Genomic DNA, 26271 nt, shown 5'->3' on the forward strand with positions numbered 1-26271 from the left:
CCGCGTGGATGGGGACCCCCGGTCGTGTCAGATCAGCCGGTGACTCAGTTGCCGCCGGTGAGCTTGTCGCGCAGGGCCTGCAGGGCCTCGTCGGAGGCCAGCGAACCCTCGGGCTCCTCAGTCGACTCGGCGGCGCTGCTGTAGGTGGCCGCTTTGGCCTCGGCGACAGCCGCGTTCTTGTCGGCAGTCTCGGCGTCCTCGACCTGCTTCTTGTGGGCCAGCCAGCGGGCGTGGGCCTCGGCGTACTGCTGCTCCCAAGCGCGCTGCTGCTCCTCGTAGCCGGGCTTCCACTCGTTGGTCTCCGGATCGAAGCCCTCGGGGTAGATGTAGTTGCCCTGGTCGTCGTAGCTGGCGGTCATGCCGTACAGCGACGGGTCGAAGTCGTCAGCGGCGACGTCGACACCCTCGTTGGCCTGCTTGAGCGACAGCGAGATGCGGCGACGCTCGAGGTCGATGTCGATGATCTTGACCATGACGTCGTCGTTGACCGACACGACCTGCTCGGGGATCTCGACGTGGCGCTCAGCCAGCTCGGAGACGTGCACCAGGCCCTCGATGCCCTCCTCGACCCGCACGAACGCACCGAAGGGCACCAGCTTGGTGACCTTGCCGGGCACGATGTGGCCGATCTGGTGGGTGCGGGCGAAGGTCTGCCACGGATCCTCCTGGGTCGCCTTCAGCGACAGCGAGACCCGCTCGCGATCCATGTCGACGTCGAGCACCTCGACGGTGACCGGCGTACCGACCTCGACGACCTCGCTCGGGTGGTCGATGTGCTTCCACGACAGCTCCGAGACGTGCACCAGGCCGTCGACCCCACCGAGGTCGACGAAGGCACCGAAGTTGACGATCGAGCTGACGACACCCTTGCGGATCTGGCCCTTCTGCAGCTGGTTGAGGAAGGTCTGGCGGACCTCGCTCTGGGTCTGCTCGAGCCAGGCGCGGCGCGAGAGCACGACGTTGTTGCGGTTCTTGTCGAGCTCGATGATCTTGGCCTCGAGCTCCTGGCCCACATAGGGCTGCAGGTCGCGCACGCGGCGCATCTCGACCAGCGATGCGGGAAGGAAGCCACGCAGGCCGATGTCGACGATCAGGCCGCCCTTGACCACCTCGATGACGGTGCCGGTGACGACGCCGTCCTCCTCCTTGACCTTCTCGATCGTGCCCCAGGCGCGCTCGTACTGGGCGCGCTTCTTGGACAGGATGAGACGACCCTCCTTGTCCTCCTTCTGCTGGACGAGGGCCTCGATCTCGTCACCGACGGAGACCACCTCAAAGGGGTCGACGTCGTGCTTGATGCTCAGTTCCTTGGACGGGATGACGCCCTCGGTCTTGTAGCCGATGTCGAGCAGGACTTCGTCCCGATCGACCTTGACGACGGTGCCGGTGACGATGTCACCGTCGTTGAAGTACTTGATGGTGGCGTCAACCGCAGCGAGGAACGCTTCCGGCGAGCCGAGGTCGTCAACCGCGACCTGCGTCGAGGCCTCAGTGGAGGAGGTCATGTAGTAGGGCTCCGATGGATGGATGATGTGTGCACACCGCAACCGCGGTGGAAGACAGGGATCCTCGAAGACCACCAGCGACACCCACTAGGTCCGAGGCGACGCAGGTCACAGTGCCCGCCCAGATTACCTGCGCGCGCACACGAGGGTCAATCCGGGGTCGGCTTGCGCCAACCCGGCCGGGACGGGTGGCTTGGTCGGTCAGGTAGCCTGCTCATCGAGTAGGAATGGATCATCGCCACTGCGCACCCTGAACGAGGCGCGCACAGCACTGGGAGAGAGCATGTCGGAGAACCTGGACAACAGGCCCGAGAGGTCGGCACCCGCACCGCGCCGTGGTGCTCCCGACGGTGGTCGCCGCCGGTCGCCGTTGCTGCCGATCATCGTGCTCGTCCTGGCTCTCGGCCTGGCCGGTGGCTTCTTGGTCGACCGGTGGATGAATCGGGACGCCGACACCCACTCCGGCGACGTCCCGGTCTACACCCCCACCCCTTCGGCCACGAGCGCGTCGACATCGGCCACCAGCCCCAAGCCGAGCCCGACCCGGATCGCCTCGCAGGTTCGTCCCAGTTCTCCGCCGGCCAAGGTCGACCCCGGTTGCATGTCGACCGCCACTGAGATCGAGCCCACCCGCTTCGTGATCGAGGACATCAAGGTCGACTCACCGATGCTGTCGCTGGGCACCGACTCCTCGGGCGCAGCCGCCGCCCCGCCCAAGAACGCCAGCCACACCGTCGGCTGGTGGAACAAGGGCCCCAAGGTCGGCTCTGACAAGGGCAACGTGGTGCTGACCATCCACACCTACCGCCAGGGCGGTGCGTTGGGCAACCAACTCAACTCCGACAAGGGCATCAAGCCCGGCATGGTGGTGCGGATGACCGACGCCCAGGGCAAGACCATGTGCTACAAGTACGAGCGCGCCCTCAAGATCTGGGTCAAGGACTACGACCCCAACTCGACCGTGCTGTACAACAACAACGGCAAGCCCCAGGCCGTGATCGTGATCTGCTGGGACTTCAACCGTGGCACCGAGGAGTGGGACTCCCGGATCCTGTACTACCTCACCCCGTTGGTCTGAGGTCTCGCGCAGGATTCAGTCGGTGACCAGCTCGGTGTGGGTCACGACCATGCCGCGGGCAAGGTAGTTGGGCAACGCTGTGGGGGCATCGATGCTTGTGGTGGTCAACCCCAGGTGCGCAACGCCTGCGTGGCGATCTCGTAGCCGAGCTTCCCGCGGAGTCGGTAGGCGTCGGCGATGCACCGCTCCGGGCTGTACAGGCCGATCTGGAGGGCATCGGTGCCGGGGATGTCGATCGCGTCACGGCCGAGGTCGAAGGTGGCCTTGTCGAACAGGTGCCAGATGATCGCGCCCTCGGTGGCCGGAATCCATGACACCCTCGGGAGGCCCCGATGGAGTACGAGTCGGCCGGGCGGCATACCGGTGAGGGCAGGTGCTCTCAACGTTCGGGAAGCCCCGCTCGCCCAACGAGCATGTCCCAGATCACCATCGTCGTCGGACCGATGTCTTCCAGGTCTGCGACGAGATCGGGCCAGAAGTCGGTCTCTCCGGCGATCTGCGCCACCTCACTCTCGAATGCTCGCACGGCCGACTCGATCTCGATCTGGGGCGTCACGTCGCCATCGATGGCATAGGTCCACCACTGCAGCGTGAGCATCTGGGCGCGGACGTGGCAGCGGGCATAAGCCTTCATGGATGGGGCTACGAAGCGCACCCGGAAGCCATCCGGATCGCGGTCCCCCTGGTCAGTAAGGAGAGCTGCGACGCTGCCGGGGACGATCCTGGAGAGGTCAGCTGCGCTGGCGTCGATGGTCCCGGTGACGCCCTCGACGAGGACCAGCAGAGTCTCGCCCGCGTTGCCGATGGCCACACCCCTCCAGTCCACGCTGACGACGTCCAGCGCGTCGTCGGGATGCTTCACAGTCGCGGGCAGGTCGCCACGGACGTGGGGCAATTTCAGGATCGGCCAGCGGGACTGGACGTCTTCATAACCGGCTGTGCCCTCGGGGCGGTCTCGGACCGTGACCGTGTAGCCCGCAGCCTCAAGCGATTCAGTCGAGATGCCACCGAAGGGAAAGTGCATACATCAACCCTAGCCTCGGCACGGCGCCCGTCTCATCAGTCACCGCACCGCCGCCGGACACGCCTACGCCGCGGTGAAGTCGTCCAGGAAGATCGAGCGGATCAGCTGGGAGGCCCAGTCCAGGATCTCCTGGTCACGCAGCGGCTTGCAACCGCCTCCGGCACGAGACCGAAGGTGTCGATCTCCACCACCTGACCGACGATGTCGAGCTCGAGCAAACCGATGGTCCGGTCACCGTCCGTGATCAGCCAGTAGCGCCGGCCCGAGTTGAAGTAGTCGACCCACCCCTGCTCATCGCGGCTGGCACACCGCCACCCATAGGGCTTTCCCACCGCCGCCACGGTGTCCCGGACTCCCCGATCTCCAGGAGGACGCTCTTCGAAGGTGATCACCGCCGACTGGCTGGACGGTCTCAGGTTGTCGGGTGAGGTCATCTCGAGGTGCGTCCGCACCCGTCTCCTCGGCACCATTTCAGTGGGCGGCCTCGTGCCAGCTTCGTCCCACTCCGACCGAGACGTCGAGCGGCACCTGCAGTTCGACCGCGTGACCCATGGTGTGGCGGACGAGTTGCTCGACGGCCTCGCGTTCGCCGGTGGCCACCTCGATCACCAGTTCGTCGTGCACCTGCAGCAGCAGCCGTGACGCGAGCCCCGAGCCGGCCAACTCCTGCTCGAGCTTGACCATCGCCACCTTGATGATGTCGGCCGCAGATCCCTGGATCGGGGCGTTGAGTGCCATCCGCTCGGCCATCTCGCGGCGCTGCCGGTTGGACGAGCCGAGGTCGGGCAGGTAGCGGCGTCGTCCCAGCAAGGTCTCGGTGAACCCGGTGCGACGAGCCTCGTTGACCACGTCGTGCAGGTAGTCGCGCACCCCACCGAAGCGTTCGAAGTAGGTGTCCATCAGGCCGCGGGCCTCAGAGACCGGGATGCCCAGCTGGCCCGACAACCCGAACGCCGACAGCCCGTAGGCCAGGCCGTAGTTCATCGCCTTGATCCTGGCCCGCTGGGCCAGGCTGACGTCGTCGGGCTCGACCCGGAACACCGTGGAGGCCATCTGGGTGTGGAAGTCCTCCCCCGACCGGAAGGCCTCGATCAGGCCGGCATCGCCGGAGGCGTCGGCCATGATCCGCATCTCGATCTGGGAGTAGTCGGCGGTCATCAGCGTCTCGTAGCCGGACCCGACGACGAAGGCCTCTCGGATCCGTCGTCCGGCCTCGGTGCGGATCGGGATGTTCTGCAGGTTCGGGTCGGTGCTCGACAACCGGCCGGTGGCCGCGATGGTCTGCTCGTAGGTGGTGTGGATGCGGCCGTCGGTGGCAACCGACTTGAGCAGTCCGTCGACCACCTGGCGCAGGCGGATCGCGTCGCGGTGCTCGAGCAGGTGGGCCAAGAACGGGTGCTCGGTCTTGGCGAACAGGTCGGCCAGGGCGTCGGCGTCGGTGGTGTACCCCGACTTGGTGCGCCGGGTCTTGGGCATGTCCAGCTCGCCGAACAGCACTTCTTGCAGCTGCTTGGGTGAGCCCAGGTTGATCGGACGACCGATCACCGCGTAGGCCTCCTGCTCAGCAGCCACCACTCGCACGTCGAAGTCCGAACGCAACTGCTCGAGCAGGTCGAGGTCGACCGCGATGCCGACCTGCTCCATCCGGGCGAGCACCGCCTGCAGCGGCAGTTCGACATCGCGCATCAACGCTGCGCCACCCGAGCTGTCCAGTTCGGCCATCAGGGCCTCGGACAGGTCGAGCACCGCGCGGGCCCGCACCATCGAGGCCGAGGCGGCCTGCTGGTCGGAGTCGTCGTCGCCGAAGTCCAGGCTGAGCTGGGGCTCGTCCGGCTGCTCGCCGGACTCGACCCGCAGCTCACGCTTGAGGTGGCGCACCGACAGGTCTGCCAGATCGTAACTGCGCTGGTCGGGACGCAACAGGTAGGCAGCCAACAGGGTGTCGGCGGTGACACCGGCCAAGTTCCAGCCGCGTGCCCAGGCAGCCAGCATCGGGCCCTTGGCCGAGTGCAGCACCTTGCCTGCGGACTCGTCGGCCAGCCAGTCGGCCAGCGCCTGGTCGTCGGCGGGGGTCAGTTCGGTGACGTCGAGGTGGGCGGCTGCCCCGTCGGGGCTGGCGATGCTGATCCGGCTGATGTCACCGGTGCCCGATCCCCAACGGCCGACCACGTCGACACCGGTGGTGGTGCGGGCGTGCGCGTCGAGCCATTCCGCGAGGTGGCCGGGCTCGAGCACCGTCCCCTCGACCTCGAAGCCACCGTCGGGGGCGGTCTCGGTGGCCGGGAGCGCCTCGAGCAGCCGCTCACGCAGCACCCGGAACTCCAACCCGTCGAACAGGGTGTGCACCGCCTCGCGGTCCCAGTCCTGTCGCACCAGGTCGTCCACCCCCACCGTCAGCGACAGGTCACGGACGAGGGCATTCAGCCGGCGGTTGCGCACCACGTCATCCAGGTGGGCGCGGAAGCTCTCCCCCGCCTTGCCCGGCACCTGGTCGGCGCGCAGCACGAGGTTCTCGAGCCCGTCGAACCCCTCGAGCCACTTGGCCGCAGTCTTGGGACCCACCCCGGGCACGCCGGGCAGGTTGTCGCTGGTCTCACCGACCAGGGCCGCCAACTCGGGGTAGCGGGCCGGGACGACCAGGTACTTCTCGAGCACCGCTTCGGGGGTCATCCGGGCCAGGTCGGAGACACCCTTGCGCGGGTAGAGCACGGTCACCTGGTCGTTGACCAACTGCATGGCGTCGCGGTCGCCGGTGCAGATCAGCACCTGGGCTTCGGGGTCGGCGCCGACCACGGTGGCCAGGGTGGCGATGATGTCGTCGGCCTCGTAACCGTCGAGTTCGAGGTGGACGATGTTGAGCGCGTCGAGCACCTCCTTGATCAACTGCACCTGGCCCTTGAACTCGTCGGGCGAGGTGGAGCGGTTGGCCTTGTACTCGGCGTACTCGGTGGTGCGGAAGGTCTGGCGTGACACGTCGAAGGCGACCGCGACGTGGGTGGGCTGCTCGTCGCGCAGCACGTTGATCAGCATCGAGGTGAAGCCGTAGACCGCGTTGGTGTGCTGCCCGGTCGTGGTGGAGAAGCTCTCGACCGGCAGGGCGAAGAACGCGCGGTAGGCCACCGAGTGGCCGTCGATCAGCAGCAGCTTGGTCTCGTTCACACCGCGACACTACCGGGCGGCGCCGACAGCCACTGGCGCGAGTGATGCGCCGATTTCTGGCAGCGATGCTGCGGGGCAGTGCGTGCTCCGTGCCCGGAATCGGCGTGGCCACTAGGGTGGCGCCATGGCTGAGTCATCCGCACCCCTCGACCATCCGCAGGGAGCGGGCCACCACCCCGACCTGCCCGAGTGGGCCCGTGGCTTCCGGCTGGGTCTGGACCACAAGCTGGGCTTCGAACTGCTCGAGATCTCATCCGACCGGGTGGTCGGCCGCTACCCGGTCGAGGGCAACACCCAGGTGGTCGGACTGTGGCACGGCGGCGCCTCAGGGGTGGCGGTCGAGACGCTGGCCTCGCTGGGCGCCTACGCCTACGGCCGCGAACGCAACATGATCGGGGTTGGCGTCGACCTCAACGTCACCCACCACCGGCCGGTGCGCCAGGGCTGGGTCACCGGCACCGCAACACCGCTCCACAAGGGCGGACGCACCACCACCTGGCAGGTGCTGTTGCACGACGACGAGGGCAACCACGTGGGCACCGGCAGGTTGACCTGCCAGTTGGTGCCGCTACCCGACGACGCCGACTGACGGGCCGACACCCGGCAGACACTCCAGCGTCAGGACTTGCTGCGGCCCTTGGTCTGCTTGCCGTGGTCGATGACGCCCTCGGCGACCTCGCGCATCGACTTGCGCAGGTCCATGGCGGTCTTCTGGATCCACCGGAAGGCCTCGGCCTCGCTCAGCCCGAGCCCCTCCTGCAGGATGCCCTTGGCCTGGTCGACGGCCTTGCGTGAGGCAAGTCGCTCCTCCAGGTCACTGACCTCGTCCTCGACCGCGCGGATCTCGGCGAAGCGCGCCATGGCGATCTCGATCGCCGGCACCACGTCGGAGGCGTCGAAGGGCTTCACCACGTAGGCCATGGCGCCGGCCTCGCGGGCCCGCTCGACCAGGTCACGTTGGCTGAAGGCGGTGAGCATCACCACCGGGCAGATCCGCTCCTCGGCGATCGTCGAGGCAGCGGTGATGCCGTCCATCACCGGCATCTTGACGTCCATCACGACGAGGTCGGGGTTGAGGTCGCGGGCGAGGGTGAGGGCCTCCTCGCCGTTGCCGGCCTGGCCGATCACCTCGTAGCCCTCCTCGGTGAGCAACTCGACCAGGTCCATCCGGATCAGGGCCTCGTCCTCGGCCACCAGCACACGGGGCCTGGTGCCCTTGCCAGAGCCGTTCTCGGTGTTCGTCACAGTCGTCACCTCTCGCGCCATCGTTGCCTCGTCCATCGTACTGGCCAGCCGCCTGCAGCGCCCACCCGCACCCACGGTCGCGGTGGACGAGCGCTCGCCGCCCTGTGGCACAATGGTGCGCGCTGCCCGCCCGGGTGGCGGAATGGCATACGCGGACGGCTCAAACCCGTCTGGTCGAAAGACCGTAGGGGTTCGACTCCCCTCCCGGGCACGCGACGAGGGGGTGGGACCGACCGGTCCCACCCCCTCGTTGCACGGCTGGCGTCAGCGCCTCGATGCGTAGGTCATGTCCTCGTACTTGCGCACCAGGTGCACACGCAGCGAGTTCGTGGTTCCGGCCACACCCAGCGGCGAGCCGCGCACGATCACGACCATGTCGCCGGGCTCGGCCCGTCCGTTCTCGATCAGCCAGCGGTTGACCTCGACGATCATGTCCTCGGGCTCGACGAACTTCGGGGTCAGCACGGTCTCGACGCCCCAGCTGAGCATCATCTGCTGGCAGGTGTCGGTGTTCGGGGTGAACGCGATGATGGGGGTCTCGGGACGGATCCGGGCCAGCCGCTTGGCCGAGTCACCCGACTCGGTGAAGGCGGCGACCACCTTGCAGTTGAGCTTGCGGGCCACGTCGGTGGCGGCCTGGCAGACCACACCACCGGTGGTGTGGATGTCCCACTCGATCTTGCTGATCTCGGCGTGGCCGTGACGCTCGGTCTCCTCGATGATCCGGGCCATGGTCTGCACGGTCTCGATCGGGAACTGGCCCACTGAGGTCTCGCCCGACAGCATCACCGCGTCGGCGCCGTCGAAGATGGCGTTGGCGACGTCGGAGGCCTCGGCCCGGGTCGGGCGCGGGTTGTCGATCATCGACTCCAGCATCTGGGTGGCCACGATCACGGGCTTGGCCCAGCGGCGGGCAGCGCGAATGATCCGCTTCTGCACCAGCGGCACGTCCTCGAGCGGCAGTTCGACACCCAGGTCGCCACGGGCCACCATCACGGCGTCGAAGGCGTCGATGATCGCCTGCAGGTTGTCGATCGCCTGAGGCTTCTCGAGCTTGGCGACGACCGGCACCTTGCGGCCTTCCTCGGCCATGATCTCGTGCACCCGCACGACGTCGTCGGCCGAGCGGACGAACGACAGGGCGACCACGTCGATGCCCTGAGAGAGCGCCCAGCGCAGGTCAGCCTCGTCCTTCTCGCTCAGCGCAGGCACGCTCACGGCGACGCCGGGCAGGTTGATGCCCTTGTTGTTGCTGATGATGCCGGGCACGGTGACCACGCAGACCACGTCACGCTCGGTGACCTCGGTCACGTCGAGCTGGATCTTGCCGTCGTCGATCAGGATGATCTCGCCGGGGGTGACGTCGCCGGGCAGGCCCTTGAAGGTGGTCGAGCACCGGGTGTTGTCGCCCATGATGTCGTCGATGGTGATGGTGAAGGTCTGACCCATCACCAGTTCCTCACGCCCATTGGTGAAGCGACCGCAGCGAATCTTGGGTCCTTGCAGGTCGGCCAGAGAGGCGACCCGCTTGCCGGCGCGCAGGGCAGCCTCGCGCACCAGGCTGAGCCGGTTCAGGTGCTCGTTGTGGTCACCATGACTCATGTTCAGGCGGGCGACGTTCATGCCGGCCGCTACCAGTTCGTCCATCCGCTCCGGGCTCTCGACCGCAGGCCCCAGCGTGCACACAATCTTTGCTCTACGCACGTGCCCCACCCTACAAGCCCAGATCGACCATGGCCGCACGCCGCCACCATTTGCGCGAGTCGCTCATCCCTGCCTGACCAACGACAGCGCCCGGGCCAGGTCGTCCGGGGGGTCGCTGTGGAACCGGACCGGTTCGCCGGTGCCGGGGTGGACGAAGGCGAGCTCGACCGCGTGCAGCCACTGTCGTTCCAGTCCCAGCCGGGCGGCCAGCACCGGGTCAGCGCCGTACAGCGGGTCCCCGACGCAGGGGTGGCGCAGGGCGGCGAAGTGCACCCTGATCTGGTGGGTGCGGCCGGTCTCGAGGTGCACCTCGACCAAGGTGGCCGCACGGTGCGCCTCGAGGGTGGCGTAGTGGGTGATCGAACGGCGTCCACCCTCGACCACGGCCATCTTCCAGTCGTGGCCGGGATGCCTGGCGATCGGGGCGTCGATCGTCCCCTCGAACGGGTCGGGGTGGCCCTGGATGAGGGCGTGGTACACCTTGTCGACGGTACGGTCGCGGAAGGCCTGCTTGAGCACGGTGTAGGCGGTCTCGGACTTGGCCACCACCATCAGGCCCGAGGTGCCGACGTCGAGGCGCTGGACGATGCCCTGCCGCTCGGGGGCGCCACTGGTCGAGATCCTGAAGCCCGCCCCGGCCAGGTGTTCGACCACGCTGGGCCCGTCCCACCCCAGCGACGGGTGGGCGGCCACCCCAGCGGGTTTGTCGACCACGACCAGGTCTCGGTCGTCGTGGACGATGCGCACCCCGGCCACTTCCTGGGGTACCACCTGGACGCTGGGGGCGGGCTGGTCGAGGTCGACCTCGAGCATCGCCCCGGCGCTGACCCGAGTCGACGACCTGGTGACTGCTTCGCCGTCGAGTCGTACCCCGCCGGCGTCGATCAGGTCGGCGACCCGTGAACGTGACAGTCCGGTCATCCGGGCTGCGGCGGCGTCGACCCGCTCGCCGGCGAGGCCGTCGGGGACGAGCAGCACGGTCATGGGGTCGCCGCTGCCTGCTTCTGGCGCCGCTCGACGACCGCCTCACGGATCGCGCCCAGCACCACCAGGATCGCGGTGGCGACGATGCACATGTCGGCCACGTTGAAGATCGCCCAGTGCGGGATCTGCAGGAAGTCGATGACGTGGCCACGCATCACACCCGGTGGGCGCACGATCCGGTCGATCAGGTTGCCGGCGATGCCGGCGATCGCCAGCCCGGTGACCACCGCACCGCCACGCGAGGTGATCCGCGGGGCGAGCACGAACAGGCAGTAGGTCAGCGCAGCGATGGCCAACAGGCTGAACAACCAGGTGGCCGACGAGCCCAGCGAGAACGCAGCCCCAGGGTTCCGGACCAGCCGCAGGGTGAGGAACCCGCCCAGGTAGGACGGGGGGTCGCTGGGGTCGAGGGTGGCCACCGCCCACGCCTTGGTGGCCTGGTCGATGGCCAGCAGCACCACCGCGAGGCCGGCGATCAGCACACGCGCCGCCCGGTGCCGCGGCACCGGAGCCTCGTCGCGGGGGCTCTCGTCCGCGGGTTGCTCGTCCGGGCCGGTCACCGGCTCGTCGACGGGCTCGGTGCGAGCCTCAGCGTCGCTCGGCACGCTGCTTGCAGCTGACGCACATCGTGGCCCGTGGGAAGGCCTGCAGGCGGGCCTTGCCGATGGGCTGGCCACAGCTCTCGCACAGTCCGTACTCGCCGGCGTTGAACAGCCGCAGCGCCAGCTGGGCCTGCTCGAGCATCTCGCGGGCGTTCTGCGCCAGCGACATCTCCTGGTCGCGCTCGAAGTTGGACGAGCCGACGTCGGCCGGGTCGCGCCCGGCACCGTCGGAACCCTCGCGCATCAGGCCCTGCAGCTCGGCCTCAGCCTTGTGGATCGCCCGTTCGAGCCGGTCGATCTCGTCCTCGAGCTCGCTGCGGATCTCGGCGACCTCGTCAGGGGTCCACGGATCCTCGCCCTCTCGCACGGGCAGGGTGGTCTCCTGCGGCTCGCGGGACGCCTTGCTCACCATCGGCACTGCTCCATTCCTGGGCGTGGGTCACCACGCCTCGACGGGTGGCTGAGCCCATACGGTATACCCGCTGTCAAGCAGGATTGCCCCCAGCCACCCACAACGCGACACGGCCGCCCCCATCGGGGACGGCCGTGGTCACGTGCGGGCGTTGCTCACTCCTTCTCGGCCAGCAGCGCATCGAGGCGCGGCGTGGGCGAGGTGTGACGCTCCTCACCGAGCAGCGTCGGCGAGTCGGCGGGGTGGAAGTTTCCGCTCTGCACCTTCTCGACCTCGGCACGCAGGTGGTCAGCGATGGCCTGGCGGTAGCTGGACTCCCACGACTTGAGCTGGTCGATCTTGCCGGCGAACTCCTCGCGCTCGGCCTCGAGCCGGCTGAACAGCTCCTCGCGACGTCCGCGGGCGTCGACCTCGACCTGGTCGGCCGTGGCCTTGGCGTCGGCGAGCATGCGGTCGGCCTCGCCCTGGGCGGCGGTCTTGATCTCCTCGGCACGTGCCTCGGCAGCCGACGTCGTCTCGGCGGCGACCCGGTCGGCCTCCTGGCGCTTGCTCTGGGCCTCGTTGTCGGCCTCTGCGATCACGCGCTCGGCCTGCTCGGTGGCGAGGCTGACCAGGCGGATCGCCGACGAGCTCGCCTCGGCCGAGGTGGTGACGACCAGGCTCTGGGGCTGCGGGGCAGCCTGCTCACTGTCGCCGGCGAAGGGACGAGCGGCCTGCTCGCGGGCCTGCTGCAGGTCGGCCTCGAGCTGCTGGACGCGGCCCTGCAGGTCTTCGTTGTGGCGGCGCAGGCCGTCGAGCTCGGTGGTGTCGACGACCGGCTGGTCACCGGTGGTCTCGGGACGCTGGCGCAGCTGCTCCACCTCGGCGCGCAGACGCTCGTTCTCCTGCGAGAGCGCGGCCTTCTCGGAGTCGTCACCCTGCGGCGCGGCCTGGCCCTGGTCAGCCTTCAGGGCCTCCATCTGGGCCTTGAGCCGCTCGATCTCATCGGTCTGCGCCGTGAAGGTGGCGAGCACGTTGTCGCAGAAGTCGTCGACCTCTCCCGCCCGGTAGCCCTCGTTGGGGCGCCGCGCCATCGGGAAGCGGATCCTTTTGACCTCTTCGAGGGTCAGCGTCATGGTGAACTCCTGGTTGTCAGGTACTACTCGGGTGCCGCTCTCGGCGCTGACGGCGCCAAGGACACCCGTCAGGCTACTCCAGCCCGCTCGCGTGGTTCCACTGGAACCAGACACAATCACATCGTCATTGGCCGCAGTCGCGCTCGTCGGCAGCGTGTGACGGGGCGATCGACGCCCGGTTCAGCTGTGGAAGACCATCACCGTCAACCGCTGCAGTGCCACCAGCGTGAACCACGCGGCGAGGAAACCCAGCGAGAAGCTGACCTGTCCCAGCCGCAACGGCGGCAGGAAGCGCTCGTAGAACCTGATCAGCGGGTCGGTGAGGGTGTAGACCACTTCGAACAGCACCAGCGTCCCGCCCCTGGGGGTGAAGCCCGGGCTCAAGGCAGGAACGAGCGACAGCACCATCCTGACCAGGAACAGCAGCAGGTACAGCTGCAGCGCTGCGACGATCAGCGTGCCGATCCCTGCCACGACGTACTCCCCTGCACCGCAACCGTCGCAGATCGATGGCCAGACGGTGCTCAGCTCTGGTTGAAGAAGCCCCCGCTGGCGATCCGCTGCTTGTCCTCGGCGGTCACGTTGACGTTCTCGGGCGAGAGCAGGAACACCTTGCTGGTGACGCGCTCAATCGTGCCATGCAGGCCAAAGATCAGCCCCGCGGCGAAGTCGACCAGCCGCTTGGCGTCGGTGTCCTCCATGTCGGTGAGGTTCATGATCACCGGCACGCCGTCGCGGAAGTGCTCGCCGATGGTGCGGGCCTCGTTGTAGGTGCGAGGGTGCACGGTGATGATCCGGGAGAGGTCGTCGATCCGCTTCACCGCGGGACGGCTCGTGGTGCGGGCCACCGCGGCGATGGGCGCCTGCTCACGGGACTGGCTGCCGCGCGTCTGCGTCGACCGGGCGTTGATCGGCGCGACCTCGGTCGAGGGCTCCGCCTCGTCCCACTCGTCGGTGTCGATGGCGACCTGCTCGGTGAGCTCGTCCTCGGAGCGGTAGTCGTCGTAGCGGTCATCCTGCACCAGGCCGAGCCACTGCGCTGCTCGCTTGAACGTGTCTGCCATCGCCAAAGTCCTCCCTCGGGTCGCCTCCACGGTACCGGCTGAGTGCTCGCCAGCCCTTCAGGCTGCGCCCGACACGCGCCAAATCAGTCCACCCAGCCGGCCGGCGTCCGCGCCATCGCGCCTGTGGGAGTGCAGCGAGGGTTCGGTGCGCGTGCACGGGTCGAGCCTGACCACCTCGACGCCACGCTGCAGCAGTTGGTGCTCGAGCCCGCCGGCCAGGTCGATCGAGGGGGTGCCCCAGGTCGTCGTCGAGACCGCGTACCGGTGTGACTGCGCCACCTCGTCGGCCATCGACTGGGGCACCTCGTAGCAGGAGGCGCAGATGTGCGGTCCCAGCCAAGCCACGATGTCGCGGGCACCCAGGTCACGCATCTGCTCGACGGTGCGTCCGGCCACATCGGACAGGAACCCGGCTCGTCCGGCGTGCGCTGCACCGATCACCCCCGCGGAGGTGTCACAGAGCAGCACCGGCACGCAGTCGGCCACCCTGATGCACAGGGCGACGTCGGGCAGCGTGGTGACCATCGCATCGGCGCTCACCAGCGGGGGCTGACCGGCCGCTCCACCCAGGTGTGAGAGCGGACCCCAACCATGCATCCAGCGCTGGTCGACCACGACGACCTGGTCGCCGTGCACCTGGTCGAGGGTGACCACCCGGGCGACGCCGATGGCTCGGCGCACCCGCTCGAAGTTGGTCTCGACCGCTGCCAGGTCGTCCAGGTCGGTGCGGCCCAGATTGAGCGAGCCGTGCGTGCCGGACGAGACCCCGCCGTGGCGATCAGTGAAAGCGGCCCCGACGCCGTGGTTGGCGTCGGGGCCGATCAGGATGCGGAACACCGGGTCAGCCAGCGCTCACTTGAGGAACTCCGGCACGTCCAGGTCGTCGTCATCGTTGCGCGGACGAGCCTGCGGGCGCGGAGCGGTCGGGGTCGACGAGGCCTGCTCGGCCTGGTCAGGACGAGCCTGCTGGCCAGCACCGGGCTGGTTGCTCGAGGAGGCCTGGCCGCTGGGGGCTTGACCGCTGGAGGACTGGCCGCTGGTGGCCGGAGTGGGGCGGCGCAGGTCGGGTTGGCGGGCGACACCGGGCTGACGACGCGGCGGCTGGCCACCGTCGAAACCGGCGGCGATCACGGTCACCCGCACCTCGTCGCCCAAGGTGTCGTCGATGACGGTGCCGAAGATGATGTTGGCCTCGTCGTGGGCAGCCTGCTCGATCAGGTTGGCGGCATTCGAGACCTCGAACAGGCCCAGGTCGGAACCACCGGCGATCGACAGCAGCACACCGTGTGCGCCGTCGATGCTGGCCTCGAGCAGCGGAGAGCTGATGGCCATCTCGGCGGCGGCCCGGGCACGGTCCTCGCCACGGGCGTTGCCGATGCCCATCAGCGCCGAGCCGGCGTTCGACATGATCGACTTCACGTCGGCGAAGTCGAGGTTGATCAGGCCGGGGGTGGTGATCAGGTCGGTGATGCCCTGCACGCCCTGCAGCAGCACCGTGTCGGCCTGCTTGAAGGCGTCGAGGATGGCGACCTGGTGGTCGGTCATCTGCAGCAGCTTGTCGTTGGGGATGACGATCAGGGTGTCGACCTCTTCGCGCAGCGCGGCGATACCGGCCTCGGCCTGGTTGGCGCGGCGCTTGCCCTCGAAGCCGAACGGCCGGGTCACCACACCGATGGTCAGGGCGCCCAGCGAGCGGGCGATCTTGGCGACCACTGGGGCGCCCCCGGTACCGGTGCCGCCACCCTCGCCTGCGGTGACGAAGACCATGTCGGCGCCCTTGAGGGTCTCCTCGATCTCCTCGGAGTGGTCCTCGGTGGCCTGACGACCCTTCTCGGGGTCGGCGCCGGCGCCCAGACCGCGGGTCAGGTCGCGGCCGACGTCGAGCTTGACGTCGGCGTCGCTCATCAGCAGCGCCTGGGCGTCGGTGTTGATCGCGATGAACTCGACGCCCTTCAGCCCCGCCTCGATCATTCGGTTGACGGCGTTGACGCCGCCACCACCCACGCCCACGACCTTGATGATCGCCAGGTAGTTCTGGGATGCACTTGCCACCGAAGTCCGCCTTCTCGTCAGGTCCTGCCAGCCGGTTGCGTCGACCCTACCCGGCCGGGGTTGGAACTCCCCGCAGGGACGCAGGGGTCGTCCTTGGCAAGGCTAGGGTGGCCCGCGAAAGACTGTCCATCACGCTCGGGAGGTCTCGACCAAGCCTCAAGTAGTGGTGGAGAGTCGGCGGGTTGCCGGGTCAGCGGGAGGTCGGCGTCGAGGGTGAGCTGACGTCGTAGACGGTCGCCTTCACCGTCAGCAGGGCCGTGGCCACCTGGGACTTGGTCTCGGAGTCGGCTGCACTGCCCCAGACCACCTTCTGGTTCTTGTCGAGCACCAGGGTGAAGGCATCGGGGGTGTCGGCCTCGATCCTGACCACACGCTTCTTGAGCTGGGGGGTCAGCGAGCGCGCGACCACCCCGGCGTCCTTGAGCAGCCGGGTGTCGACCGACGGAGTCTTGACCGCCACCACGTTGGGCAGCCGGGCCGTGCGGGAGTGGAAGACGACACCCTCGGCATCGACCCACTGGAAGCTGGAGCCCTCGAGCCGCTGCACCACCGGTGTGCGCTCGACCACCTCGATCACCACGGTCGAGGGATAGCGGACGCGTACCCGCACCGAGCCCACCTCGGGCATGGTCGCCACCCGCTCGGCGATCTGGCCGGTGTCTATCCTGGCCAACGGCATGCGGGGCACGGCGGCCTTGGCCCGCACCTGGTCGACGGTCAGCAGGCTGACCCCGTCGACCCTGACCTGTCGGGGCACGAAGGCGGGCGAGGCGAAGAAGAGGTAGGCCAGCCCCGAGAGCAGCACGACCACCCCGAGCAACCAGGCCAACCCGACCAGTTGCTGGCGACGGCGACGGGAGGCTCGCTGCTTCAGCCGGCCGGTCGCGTCGGCCACCGAGCCGCGCGAGGCCATCAGGACCCGGCCCGCTCGGACGTCGTGGCGGACGGGCCCAGCTGGTCGACCAGCAGCGGACCGACGATGGTCACGTCACCGGCGCCCAGCGTCATCACCAGGTCACCATCAGCGGCCAGGTCGGCCAGGGCGGCAGGCAGGTCACGCTTGTCGGCGACGTAGTGCACCTGGGCGCCGGCCGCGCGGGCGGCGTCGGCGACCAGTTGGCCACTCACCCCGGGCACCGGGTCTTCTCGGGCGCCGTAGACGTCGGTGACGACCGCGACGTCGGCCAGCGCCAGCGCCTGGCCGAAGTCGTCGGCGAACTCGACGGTGCGGCTGTACAGGTGTGGCTGGAAGCAGGCGATCAGCCGTCCCGCACCGACCGCACGACGGGCAGCGGTCAGCGCGGCGCGCAGCTCGGACGGATGGTGGGCGTAGTCGTCGTACACCCGCACACCGCCCCGCTCCCCCACCAGCTGGAACCGACGAAGCGTCCCGGTGAACGACGCGGCGCCGGCCAGCAGCCGGTCGTGGTCGAGCCCGAGCTCTCGTCCAGCCGCGTAGGCGGCAGCGGCGTTCTCGAGGTTGTAGCGGCCGGGCACCTTGAGTTCGATCCGCCCGTCGGACGAACCGCACTGCAGCCGCGCCGAGGCGTGGGTGCCCTCGAAGTCCATCTCGGACAGCCGCACGTCGGCCTCGTCGCCGGTGCCGTAGCGCACGACGCGGGTGCCGCGGGCCTCGACCATGGTGGCCAGTTCGGCCGCGCCGGCATCGTCGGAGTTGACCACCAGCACCCGGACCGACGGTTGGGTGGCGAAGCGGACGAAGCCCGCGTAGTACGCCTCGGGGGTGTCCCAGTTGTCGAGGTGGTCGGCCTCGACATTGGTCACCACGGCGACCTCGGTCGGGTACTGAAGGAACGAGCCGTCGGACTCGTCGGCCTCCACCACGAACACGTCGCCGCCGCCCAGGTGGGCGCTCACCCCCGACGAGGCCAGTGGCGAACCGATCACGTAGCTGGGGTCGGCGCCGGCGACGTCGAGCATCACCGCGGTCATGCCGGTGGTGGTGGTCTTGCCGTGGGTGCCGGCGATCGAGACCCCGCGGTGCCCGGTCATCAACGCTGCGAGCGCCGCCGAGCGGTGCAGCACGGTCAGGCCCCGGGCGCGGGCCTCGACCAGTTCGGGGTTGTCGTCGCGGATGGCGGACGAGACCACCACCGTGCTGGCCTGTCCGAGTTGGTCGGCGTCGTGGCCCACGTGGGTCTGGATGCCTTGGGTCGCCAGTTGTCGCAGTGCCGCCGAGTCGACCTGGTCGGAACCCGAGACCTGGCTGCCCCGTTGGCGGAAGAGTTGGGCGATGCCACTCATTCCCGCCCCGCCGATGGCGATGAAGTGGATCGGACCCAGCTGTTCGGGTGCGGCGACCTCGACCGGTTCACGCAGCGCCATGGCCGACTCCTCTGCGGCGGCGCGGACGCTGAGCGGCGCGCACAAACTCGGCCAACTGGCGAGCGGCGTCGGGGCTCATCAGCGTGGTGCCGGCCTCACCCATGCGCTGCAGGGTGTCGGGATCGGTGATCCTGGGCACCACCTCGGCGACCAGGCGGGCGGCATCCAGTTCGGCGTCTGCCACCAGCACTGCTGCCCCGGCCTCGACCGAGGCCACCGCGTTGCGGGCCTGCTCGCCGTTGCCGTGGGGCAGGGGGACGAAGACCGCCGGCAGCCCGACGACGGCAGTCTCGACCACGGTGCCGGCCCCGGATCGTCCCACCATCAGGTCGGCGGCGGCGTAGGCCTGTTCCATGGCAGGCACGTACGGCACCGGCTGGTAGGCCGCGCCGGTCGTCTCGTCGCGGACGAGGGCCTGGTCGGTGAAGTTCTTGGCGCCCCAGACGTGCAACACCTGGACGCCGGCGGCGAGCAGGTCGTTGCGCGCGGCAACGGTGGCCTCGTTGATCGAGCGGGCTCCCTGTGACCCGCCGCTGACCAACAGGGTGGGACGATCCGCGTCCAGCCCGAGCGCGGCACGGGCCTCGACCCTCGCCGCGGTGCGTCCGGTGCGGGCCAGGTCGGCGATCGCGGCGCGGACCGGCAGGCCGATGAACTGGGCCTTCGGCAGCGGGGTGTCGGGGAACGAGACCGCCACCGTGTGGGCGAAGCGGGCGGCGGCCTTGTTGGCCAGGCCGGGCAGGGCGTTCTGCTCGTGGATGACCACGGGCACCCCCATCGTCCGGGCGGCGAGGTAGGCCGGCAGCGAGACGTAGCCCCCGAAACCCACCAGCACGTCGGCGCGGCGGCGGCGCAGGATGTCGCGGGCCTGAGCAACCGCTCGTCCCAGGCGCAGCGGCACCTTGGCCAGTTCGACCGAGGGACGACGCGGCAGCGGCACCGGGTCGACCAGATCGAGTTCGAGCCCGGCGGCCGGGATCACGGTGGTCTCGAGACCCCGTGAGGTGCCGATCGCGCTCAACGAATCGACGCCCGCCTCGCGCAGCGCTTCAGCGGTGGCGATCAGGGGCGAGGTGTGGCCGGCGGTACCCCCGCCGGCGAGCACGACACTGGTCACGCGTTCCTCCCTCGGCCGGCGCCGGCCCGGGCTCGGCGGTCAGCGACCACGCTGGTGACGCGTGCCCGGGGCACGCCCTTGGATGCCTCGATCAGTCGGCGGGCGGCGGGTTCGTTGCGGGCGCAGGCCAGCAGGATGCCCGCGGCGAGCAGGTTGGCCACCAGCGCCGAACCTCCGACCGAGATGAACGGCAGGGTGACGCCGACGACAGGGAAGATCTTCATGGCCACACCGATGTTGAGCAGTGCCTGCATCATCAGCCAGCCGGTGGCGGTGCCGGCCGCGATCCGCAGGAAGGGGTCGTTGACCCGCTGGCTGATCCGGATGCCGGCATAGCCCAGCACCCCGAACAGCCCGATCACCGTCAGGGTGCCGACCAGGCCCATCTCCTCACCCAGCACGGCGAACACGAAGTCGTTCTGGGCGGCGTCGGCGAGGTTGCCCCACTTCTGGCGCGAGGCTCCCAGACCGACACCGAACCAGCCGCCGGTGGCCAGCGCGTAGATCGCGCTGAGAGGCTGCTGCGAGACCGAGGGGTCGTCGGTGCGCGGCGACAGGAACAACATGATCCGGGTCATCCGGTTCTCGTTGAAGGCGACCAGCACGCCGACGATGGCCAACCCGATGGTGGCCAGCCCACCGATCAGCACGATGTGCGCGCCGGCGACCCAGAGCACCGCGAAGAACAGACCGCACAACACCATGGCGGTCCCGAGGTCGCCGCCGAGCAGCACGGCTCCGATGATCAGGCCGAAGCCCAGGCTGAGCGGGAAGAGCAGTTGCCGCGGTTCGTCCAGGCGGCGGTGTCGGTCGGCGAGCACGGCCGCCGACCACAGCACGAGGGCGACCTTGGCGAACTCTGCTGGCTGCATGGTGAGCGGCCCGATGCCGATCCAGGCTCGGTTGCCCTTGGTCTCGACACCGATCCCCGGCACGTGCATCAGGGCCAGCAGGACGAACGACCCCCACATGCCCAGGTGCCCCAGGATCTTGAGCACCTTGGGGCTTCGGTACGACAACCACAGCGCAGCGGGAATGCCGACCGCCAGGAAGAGCAGTTGGCGGATCGCGTAGTAGTAGGGGGCGCGGCCCTGCGACTGGGCGTACACCGAGGACGACGAGAGCGCCATCAACGCCCCGACGCCGGTGAGCAGGGCGACGGGCACGAGCACCAGGTAGTAGCTGGCCATCGGCTGCGACAGCATCTGCCCGACCAGGCCGACGCGGCGACTGGACCGGGAGAGGCGTTCGCTGGTCGTGGTGGCCACCTGCGCCCTCCTCGTCAGTTGTCGGTGTCGTGCCGGTCGTCGTCCTGGTCGAGGAGTGCCCGCACGGCAGCGGCGAAGTCGTCACCGCGTGCGTCGTATCCCGACCAGATGTCCTTGCTCGCGCAGCCAGGGGCCAGCAGCACGGTGTCACCCGACTGGGCCAGACCGGCTGCCGCCTCGACCGCGTGGGCCATTGCTCCAGTGTCGGCGGTGTCGATGATGATCACCGGGACATCGGGGGCGTGTTGGGAAAGTGCCGCCGCCACCACGTGCCGGTCGACGCCCAGCAGGACTGCGGCCCGCAGCCGCGAGGCGTTGTCGGTGACCAGCTGGTCGAAGCTGACCCCCTTGGCCTGCCCGCCGGCGATCCAGACCACCGAGGGGTAGGCCTGCAGCGAGGCGTTGGCGGCGTGCGGGTTGGTGGCCTTGGAGTCGTCGACCCAGGTGATGCCGTCGGCCTCGGCCACGGTCTGAATGCGGTGGCCACCGAGTTCGAGGGCGCGCAGGCCTCGTCCGACGGCGGTCGCGGGCACCCCGAAGCTGCGGGCGAGCGCCGCGGCAGCCAGGGCGTTCTCGACGTTGTGCGGGGCCGCGGGCTGCACGTCGGTCACCTTGCACAGCTCCAGCGCCGAGGTCTGGCGCTGCTCGACGAAGGCCCGGTCGACCAGCAGGTCGTCGACCACCCCGAGCATCGACGGGCCCGGGATGCCCAGGGTGAAGCCGATCGCGCGTGCCCCCTCGACGACGTCGGCCTCCTCGACCATGTGCTCGGTGGCTGGGTCGGCCACGTTGTAGACGCAGGCGTGGCGCACCATGTGGTAGATCCGGGCCTTGTCGTCGGCGTAGGCGGCAGCCGGGTCGTCGGCGTGGGCGTACCACTCCAGATGGTCGTCGTGCAGGTTGAGCACCGCTGCTGAGTGCATCTGCAGCGAGGGTGACCAGTGCAACTGGAAGCTGGACAGTTCCACGACGAAGACGTCGTAGGCCACCTCGTCGAGCACCGCCTCCATCACCGGACGACCAATGTTGCCCACGCAGGCCACCTTCAGTCCTGCGGCGGCGAGGATCGACTCGAGCATCTGGGTGGTGGTGGTCTTGCCGTTGGTGCCGGTGATCGCCAGCCAGGGCACCACCTGGTCGGGGTGCATGAAGCGCCAGGCGAGCTCGGTCTCGCCCCAGATCGGGACGCCACGCTCGGCGGCCTGGGCCAGCAGGGGCGCGGTGGGACGCCATCCGGGTGAGGTGACCACGAGGTCGACCTCGTCGGGCAGGGTGGCGGTCGAGCCGGGACCGAGCTCGACCTCGGCCCCGAGGAACTCCAGGATCCGGCCGCGTTCTGCCGTGGCCTCGTCGGAGGCCTCGTCGAGGACGATCACCGTGGCACCGGCCTCGACCAAGGCGTCGGCCGCTGCCATGCCCGAGCGGGCCAGGCCGGCGACGACCACCCTCGCCTGCGACCACGGGGAACGGCGGTCGGCCTCGGCCAACCACGACAGTCGGGTCACTGGCCGGCCACCCACTCGGCGTAGAACAGGCCCAACCCGGCGGCCACGCACAGGCCGCAGATGATCCAGAACCGCACCGCCACGGTGATCTCGGCCCAGCCGAGCAGTTCGAAGTGGTGGTGGATCGGGGTCATCTTGAACAGCCGCTTGCCCTTGGTGAGCTTGAACCAGCTCACCTGCAGCATCACCGACAGGGTCTCCATGACGAACAGTCCGCCGATGATCACCAGCAGGAACTGGCTGCGGCTCATGATCGCCAAGCCGGCGAGCGCGCCGCCGATGGCCAGCGACCCGGTGTCGCCTAGGATGATCTTGGCCGGTTTGGCGTTCCACCACAGGAAGCCGAAGCAGGCCCCGGCCAAGGCCATCGCCACCACGGCCAGGTCATAGGGGTTGCGCACCTCGTAGCACAGCGGACCAGCGGTCGAGGTGCGGCCGCACCACTGGTTGTACTGCCACACGTTGAGGATCACGTAGGCGGCGAACACCATGGTCGCCCCACCCGACAGCAACCCGTCGAGGCCGTCGGTGAGGTTGGCGGCATTGGACGCACCGGCGATCAGCACCATCAACCACAGCACCGCCAGCGGTAGCGGCAGCACCAACCAGTCGATGTCACGCAGGAACGAGACCGCCTGCGAGGCCGGGGTGAGGCCGCGGGCGTCAGGGAAGTTGAGGGCGAGCACGGCGAACGAGGCGGCCACGAAGATCTGGCCGAGCAGCTTGCCCTTGGCGTTGAGCCCCAGCGAGCGCTGGTTGCGGATCTTGGCCCAGTCGTCGAGCAGGCCGATGACCCCGAGCCCGGCGAACAGGTAGAGCACCAGCACGGCCGACAGGGTGATCCGGCTCCAGGTGATCAGGTGGGCCATGCCGTAGCCGAACAGCACGGCGAAGATGATCACCAGGCCGCCCATGGTGGGCACGCCACGCTTGGTGTGGTGGGTGGTGGGGCCGTCGTCGCGGATGAACTGCCCGTAGCCACGCTTGACCAGGAACTTGATCAGCGACCGCGTGCCGAACAGGGTGACCATCATGGCCAACCCGCCCGCCAGCAGGATGTTCTTCACAGCTGTCCTCCACCCTCGAACTCGGCCCCAGTCGTCGGCCCGTCGCCCCGCGGACGGGCCAACGCCTCGGCGACCTCGTCGAGCGCCAGACCTCGGGAGGCCTTGACCACGACCACGTCACCCACGCGCAAATCTAGCCACGAAGCCTCGTCCCGGCTGACCACCCGCGCCGACACCCCGCACTCAGTGGCCCCGGCCACCACCTCGTCGGCCCACTCACCGACGGCGCACACCTCGTCGAACCCGAGGGTGGCGGCCAGTCGTCCGACCTCACGATGGCGCGCTGGAGCGTCGGCGCCGAGTTCGAGCATGTCGCCCAGGACGGCCACCGCTCGGGCCATGGGGGTGGTGGAGCGCCGGGCGCGGGCGATGGCGGCCACGGCGTGCAGTGCGGCGGCCATCGAGTCGGGGTTGGCGTTGTAGGCGTCGTTGATGATCGCGACACCGTCCAGACGTTCGAGCAGTTCCATCCGCCAGCGGCTGCGCACCTCGACCCGGCCCAACACCTGGGCGGCCAGGGCGGGGTCGACTCCCCCGGCGATCGCCATCGCGGCCGCGGCAGCGGCGTTGGCGACGTGGTGGGCACCGATCAGCGGCAGCCTCACGCGGTGGGTGGTGGCGTCCACGCCGTCGGGGTGGTGGACGACGAGGTCGAAATCGTGGCGCTGCAGGTCGTCGGCCTCGACCCGGGCGGCCTGCACCCACAGGTCGGTGCTCGAGACCGGGTCCGGACGCTGGTCGCCGACCGAGAACCAGGCCAGCCGGGCCTGGGTGCGCTGTGCCATGGCGGCGACGGCGGTGTCGTCGGCGTTGAGTACGGCCCACCCCTGCGGTGACAGGGCCTCGACCAGTTCACCCTTGGCGGCGGAGATCCCCTCGACCGACCCGAACTCACCCAGATGTGCGGTGCCGACGTTGACCACCGCAGCGATGTCGGGTGGGGTCATCGAGCACAGCCAGGCGATGTGGCCAGGGCCCCGGGCACCCATCTCCGAAACCAGGTGGCGGGTGTGCTCGTCCACCCGGCAGGCGGTGAGCGGCACGCCGATCTCGTTGTTGAACGAGCCGACCGGTGCCACGGTCGGGCCGTGGGCCTCGAGCACCTGGGCGAGCAGGTCCTTGGTGCTGGTCTTGCCCGACGAGCCGGTCAGGGCGAACACCTTCAGCCCACGCTGCTTGGCCTCCGACACGACATGGCGACCCAGCCGCGACAGTCCCTCGACCGCGTCGTCGACGACCAGCGTGGCCACGTCGGCCGCCACTGGTCGCTGGGCCAGGACCGCCACCGCACCGGCCTGGGCGGCGGCACCGGCGTAGTCGTGGCCGTCGACGTGCTCGCCGGGCAGGGCGACGAACAGCGCCCCGGGCGTCGCGCGGCGCGAGTCGATCACCACGTCGGGTCCGACCAGCAGGTCGTGCTCCTGCTCCGACGGCGCCTGCGCGCCCACGACGCGGGCGAGTTCGGCCAGGTCATGGGTGCGCATCGCCACCTCCTGCGATCTCGTTCCAGACCTCGGCGACGACGGCCGCGTCGTCGAACGGACGCACCTGGTCGCCGACCTGCTGCCCCGTCTCGTGGCCCTTGCCGAGGACGAGCACCAGGTCGTCCGGCCCGGCCCAGGCCAGTGCCTCGGCGATCGCTGCGCGGCGGTCGTCCACCTCACGCACCTCGGCTCGTCCGTTGCGGGCGCCGGAGGCCACCTCGGCGCGGATCTGGGCAGGGTCCTCGGTGCGTGGGTTGTCGTCGGTCACCACCACCAGGTCGACTGCTGCGGCCGCCTCACCCATCGGCGCGCGCTTGGCCCGGTCACGGTCCCCCCCGGCACCCACCACGACGGCGGTGCGGCGGAAGGCCGAGGCGAGGCGGACCGCCTCGGCGATGGCCTGCGGGGTGTGGGCGAAGTCGACCACGACGCTCGGGGCCGGCCGTCCCGTTCGCTTGAGGTCGATGCGCTGCATGCGGCCGGGCACCTGGGCGTGGGCCAGACCGGCTGCGGCCCGGTCGATGGGGTGGCCGGAGGCGGCCACCATGGCCAGCGCCAGCGCCGCGTTGCGCACGTTGTGCTCGCCGGGCAGGTCGATGGTGAACTCCACGTGGTCGCCGCGGTGGTCGAGGACGATGCGCGAACCACCGCCGGGGATGGCGTCGTGCTCGACGATGCGCACGTCGGCACCCTCGGCGCTGCCGACCGTGGTCACCGCTGGTGCACCGGCCTCGCGGATGCGGGCGGCGAGCGTTCGTCCGTGCTCGTCGTCGACCATCACCACGGCGTGCTGCGACCGACCGGGAGCGAACAGGGTGGCCTTGGCCTCGAAGTAGTCGTCGAGGTCGGCGTGGAAGTCCAGGTGGTCGCGGCCGAGGTTGGTGAAGCCGACGACGTCGAACTCGCAGGCGTCCACCCGGTGCAGGGCCAGGGCGTGCGAGCTGACCTCCATCACGCAGGCGCGGGCGCCCTCCTGGACGAAGACCGCGAGCAGTGCCTGCAGGTCGACCGACTCCGGGGTGGTCACCGTCGTGCGACCCGAGTGCAGGGGCCGCCCGTCGATCCGGAAGCCGATGGTGCCGATCGTCCCGGTGGTGGCGCCCAGGTGGGTGAGCGCGGCCTCGACCAGGAAGGCGGTGGTGGTCTTGCCGTTGGTGCCGGTGATGCCGTACATCTCCATCGCTGACGACGGACGCCGGTACAGCCGGGCCGCGACCTCGGCCATGGCGGCCCGCGGATCGTCCACCGTCACGACCGGCAGCGGATCGCCCTGGTCGGCGACCAGGGCTCGTCCGGCTGGGTCGGTCAGCACGGCCACCGCCCCTCGTTGCTGGGCCGAGGTGGCGAACACCGCACCGTGGGCACGGCTGCCGGGCAGCGCGACGTAGAGGTCTCCGGCCGAACTGGCCCGTGAGTCGAGGCCGATGCCGGTGACGGTGAGGTCGCCGACGCCCTGGTCGAGGGCGGTCTGGTCAAAGGTGACCAACCCGTCCAGAAGGTCGGCCAGCCGAGTGGGCTCGGTCCGGGTCGGGCGAAGCAT

General features: G+C 69.4%; 25 protein-coding genes and 1 tRNA gene. 3 read left to right on the forward strand and 23 right to left on the reverse strand.

Annotation, left to right across the window (positions count from 1 at the left end):
- Positions 1 to 44 precede the first annotated feature (44 nt).
- A complete protein-coding gene (gene rpsA / locus IE660_RS03415) occupies positions 45 to 1505 on the reverse strand; it encodes a 30S ribosomal protein S1 (RefSeq protein WP_203566874.1) in 1461 nt (486 codons plus the stop codon).
- Positions 1506 to 1788: 283 nt separating this feature from the next.
- Here rpsA and IE660_RS15635 point away from each other — a divergent pair, with 283 nt between their 5' ends.
- A complete protein-coding gene (locus IE660_RS15635) occupies positions 1789 to 2583 on the forward strand; it encodes a class F sortase (protein ID WP_235996733.1) in 795 nt (264 codons plus the stop codon).
- Positions 2584 to 2687: 104 nt separating this feature from the next.
- Here IE660_RS15635 and IE660_RS03425 read toward each other — a convergent pair whose 3' ends face one another.
- The 4 genes from IE660_RS03425 to polA form a co-directional block, all read right to left on the reverse strand.
- On the reverse strand, positions 2688 to 2900 hold the full coding sequence (locus IE660_RS03425) for a hypothetical protein (protein ID WP_203566875.1): 213 nt from the start codon (positions 2898 to 2900) through the stop codon (positions 2688 to 2690).
- Between the two features lie 62 nt (positions 2901 to 2962).
- Complete coding sequence (locus IE660_RS03430) at positions 2963 to 3607, reverse strand: hypothetical protein (RefSeq protein ID WP_203566876.1); 645 nt, start codon at positions 3605 to 3607, stop codon at positions 2963 to 2965.
- A 101-nt stretch (positions 3608 to 3708) separates the two neighbouring features.
- A complete protein-coding gene (locus tag IE660_RS03435; RefSeq protein ID WP_203566877.1) occupies positions 3709 to 4041 on the reverse strand; it encodes a hypothetical protein in 333 nt (110 codons plus the stop codon).
- 37 nt (positions 4042 to 4078) lie between these two features.
- Positions 4079 to 6766, reverse strand: a complete 2688-nt coding sequence (gene polA / locus IE660_RS03440; RefSeq protein WP_203566878.1) for a DNA polymerase I — start codon at positions 6764 to 6766, stop codon at positions 4079 to 4081.
- Between the two features lie 124 nt (positions 6767 to 6890).
- On the opposite strand from polA, the gene IE660_RS03445 reads away from it, so the two are divergent.
- On the forward strand, positions 6891 to 7355 hold the full coding sequence (locus IE660_RS03445) for a PaaI family thioesterase (protein ID WP_203566879.1): 465 nt from the start codon (positions 6891 to 6893) through the stop codon (positions 7353 to 7355).
- Between the two features lie 29 nt (positions 7356 to 7384).
- Here the strand turns inward: IE660_RS03445 and IE660_RS03450 are convergent, their stop codons facing one another.
- Positions 7385 to 8011, reverse strand: a complete 627-nt coding sequence (locus IE660_RS03450) for an ANTAR domain-containing response regulator (protein ID WP_328701819.1) — start codon at positions 8009 to 8011, stop codon at positions 7385 to 7387.
- 128 nt (positions 8012 to 8139) lie between these two features.
- On the opposite strand from IE660_RS03450, the gene IE660_RS03455 reads away from it, so the two are divergent.
- A tRNA-Leu gene (locus IE660_RS03455) sits at positions 8140 to 8222 on the forward strand.
- 53 nt (positions 8223 to 8275) lie between these two features.
- On the opposite strand, the gene pyk is transcribed toward IE660_RS03455, so the two are convergent.
- The 17 genes from pyk to IE660_RS03540 form a co-directional block, all read right to left on the reverse strand.
- Complete coding sequence (gene pyk, locus IE660_RS03460; protein WP_203566881.1) at positions 8276 to 9715, reverse strand: pyruvate kinase; 1440 nt, start codon at positions 9713 to 9715, stop codon at positions 8276 to 8278.
- Between the two features lie 63 nt (positions 9716 to 9778).
- Complete coding sequence (locus IE660_RS03465; RefSeq protein ID WP_203566882.1) at positions 9779 to 10699, reverse strand: RluA family pseudouridine synthase; 921 nt, start codon at positions 10697 to 10699, stop codon at positions 9779 to 9781.
- Positions 10696 to 11205, reverse strand: a complete 510-nt coding sequence (lspA, locus tag IE660_RS03470; RefSeq protein WP_203566999.1) for a signal peptidase II — start codon at positions 11203 to 11205, stop codon at positions 10696 to 10698. The genes IE660_RS03465 and lspA overlap by 4 nt, the downstream gene beginning before the upstream one ends.
- 82 nt (positions 11206 to 11287) lie before the next feature.
- Positions 11288 to 11713, reverse strand: a complete 426-nt coding sequence (locus IE660_RS03475; protein ID WP_203567000.1) for a TraR/DksA family transcriptional regulator — start codon at positions 11711 to 11713, stop codon at positions 11288 to 11290.
- A gap of 155 nt (positions 11714 to 11868) precedes the next feature.
- A complete protein-coding gene (locus IE660_RS03480; protein WP_203566883.1) occupies positions 11869 to 12828 on the reverse strand; it encodes a DivIVA domain-containing protein in 960 nt (319 codons plus the stop codon).
- A gap of 180 nt (positions 12829 to 13008) precedes the next feature.
- Entirely contained in the window at positions 13009 to 13302 is a 294-nt protein-coding gene (locus IE660_RS03485) for a YggT family protein (RefSeq protein WP_203566884.1), read from the reverse strand.
- A 50-nt stretch (positions 13303 to 13352) separates the two neighbouring features.
- Complete coding sequence (locus IE660_RS03490; RefSeq protein ID WP_203566885.1) at positions 13353 to 13892, reverse strand: cell division protein SepF; 540 nt, start codon at positions 13890 to 13892, stop codon at positions 13353 to 13355.
- A 57-nt stretch (positions 13893 to 13949) separates the two neighbouring features.
- Positions 13950 to 14729 (reverse strand): peptidoglycan editing factor PgeF, encoded by a 780-nt coding sequence (gene pgeF, locus IE660_RS03495; protein WP_203566886.1) that lies wholly within the window; start codon positions 14727 to 14729, stop codon positions 13950 to 13952.
- Positions 14730 to 14744: 15 nt separating this feature from the next.
- On the reverse strand, positions 14745 to 15944 hold the full coding sequence (gene ftsZ, locus IE660_RS03500; RefSeq protein WP_203566887.1) for a cell division protein FtsZ: 1200 nt from the start codon (positions 15942 to 15944) through the stop codon (positions 14745 to 14747).
- A 190-nt stretch (positions 15945 to 16134) separates the two neighbouring features.
- Positions 16135 to 16857 carry a cell division protein FtsQ/DivIB gene (locus tag IE660_RS03505; protein WP_203566888.1) on the reverse strand — a complete coding sequence of 241 codons (723 nt, stop codon included), beginning with the start codon at positions 16855 to 16857 and terminating at the stop codon, positions 16135 to 16137.
- Complete coding sequence (murC, locus tag IE660_RS03510; RefSeq protein WP_203566889.1) at positions 16857 to 18290, reverse strand: UDP-N-acetylmuramate--L-alanine ligase; 1434 nt, start codon at positions 18288 to 18290, stop codon at positions 16857 to 16859. The genes IE660_RS03505 and murC overlap by 1 nt, the downstream gene beginning before the upstream one ends.
- A complete protein-coding gene (gene murG / locus IE660_RS03515; RefSeq protein ID WP_203566890.1) occupies positions 18277 to 19407 on the reverse strand; it encodes an undecaprenyldiphospho-muramoylpentapeptide beta-N-acetylglucosaminyltransferase in 1131 nt (376 codons plus the stop codon). The genes murC and murG overlap by 14 nt, the downstream gene beginning before the upstream one ends.
- Positions 19404 to 20675: a putative lipid II flippase FtsW gene (ftsW, locus tag IE660_RS03520; RefSeq protein WP_328701820.1), complete on the reverse strand. Its 1272-nt coding sequence runs from the start codon at positions 20673 to 20675 to the stop codon at positions 19404 to 19406. The genes murG and ftsW overlap by 4 nt, the downstream gene beginning before the upstream one ends.
- Positions 20676 to 20689: 14 nt before the next feature.
- Positions 20690 to 22195 (reverse strand): UDP-N-acetylmuramoyl-L-alanine--D-glutamate ligase, encoded by a 1506-nt coding sequence (gene murD, locus IE660_RS03525; protein ID WP_407928979.1) that lies wholly within the window; start codon positions 22193 to 22195, stop codon positions 20690 to 20692.
- Positions 22177 to 23247, reverse strand: a complete 1071-nt coding sequence (gene mraY, locus IE660_RS03530; protein WP_203566892.1) for a phospho-N-acetylmuramoyl-pentapeptide-transferase — start codon at positions 23245 to 23247, stop codon at positions 22177 to 22179. The genes murD and mraY overlap by 19 nt, the downstream gene beginning before the upstream one ends.
- Positions 23244 to 24731: a UDP-N-acetylmuramoyl-tripeptide--D-alanyl-D-alanine ligase gene (locus IE660_RS03535; protein WP_203566893.1), complete on the reverse strand. Its 1488-nt coding sequence runs from the start codon at positions 24729 to 24731 to the stop codon at positions 23244 to 23246. The genes mraY and IE660_RS03535 overlap by 4 nt, the downstream gene beginning before the upstream one ends.
- Entirely contained in the window at positions 24718 to 26271 is a 1554-nt protein-coding gene (locus IE660_RS03540; RefSeq protein ID WP_203566894.1) for a UDP-N-acetylmuramoyl-L-alanyl-D-glutamate--2,6-diaminopimelate ligase, read from the reverse strand. Before IE660_RS03540 ends, IE660_RS03535 begins: the two co-directional genes overlap by 14 nt.

It is taken from the genome of Aestuariimicrobium ganziense (genome assembly GCF_015352975.1).
Taxonomy (GTDB): Bacteria; Actinomycetota; Actinomycetes; order Propionibacteriales; family Propionibacteriaceae; genus Aestuariimicrobium; species Aestuariimicrobium ganziense.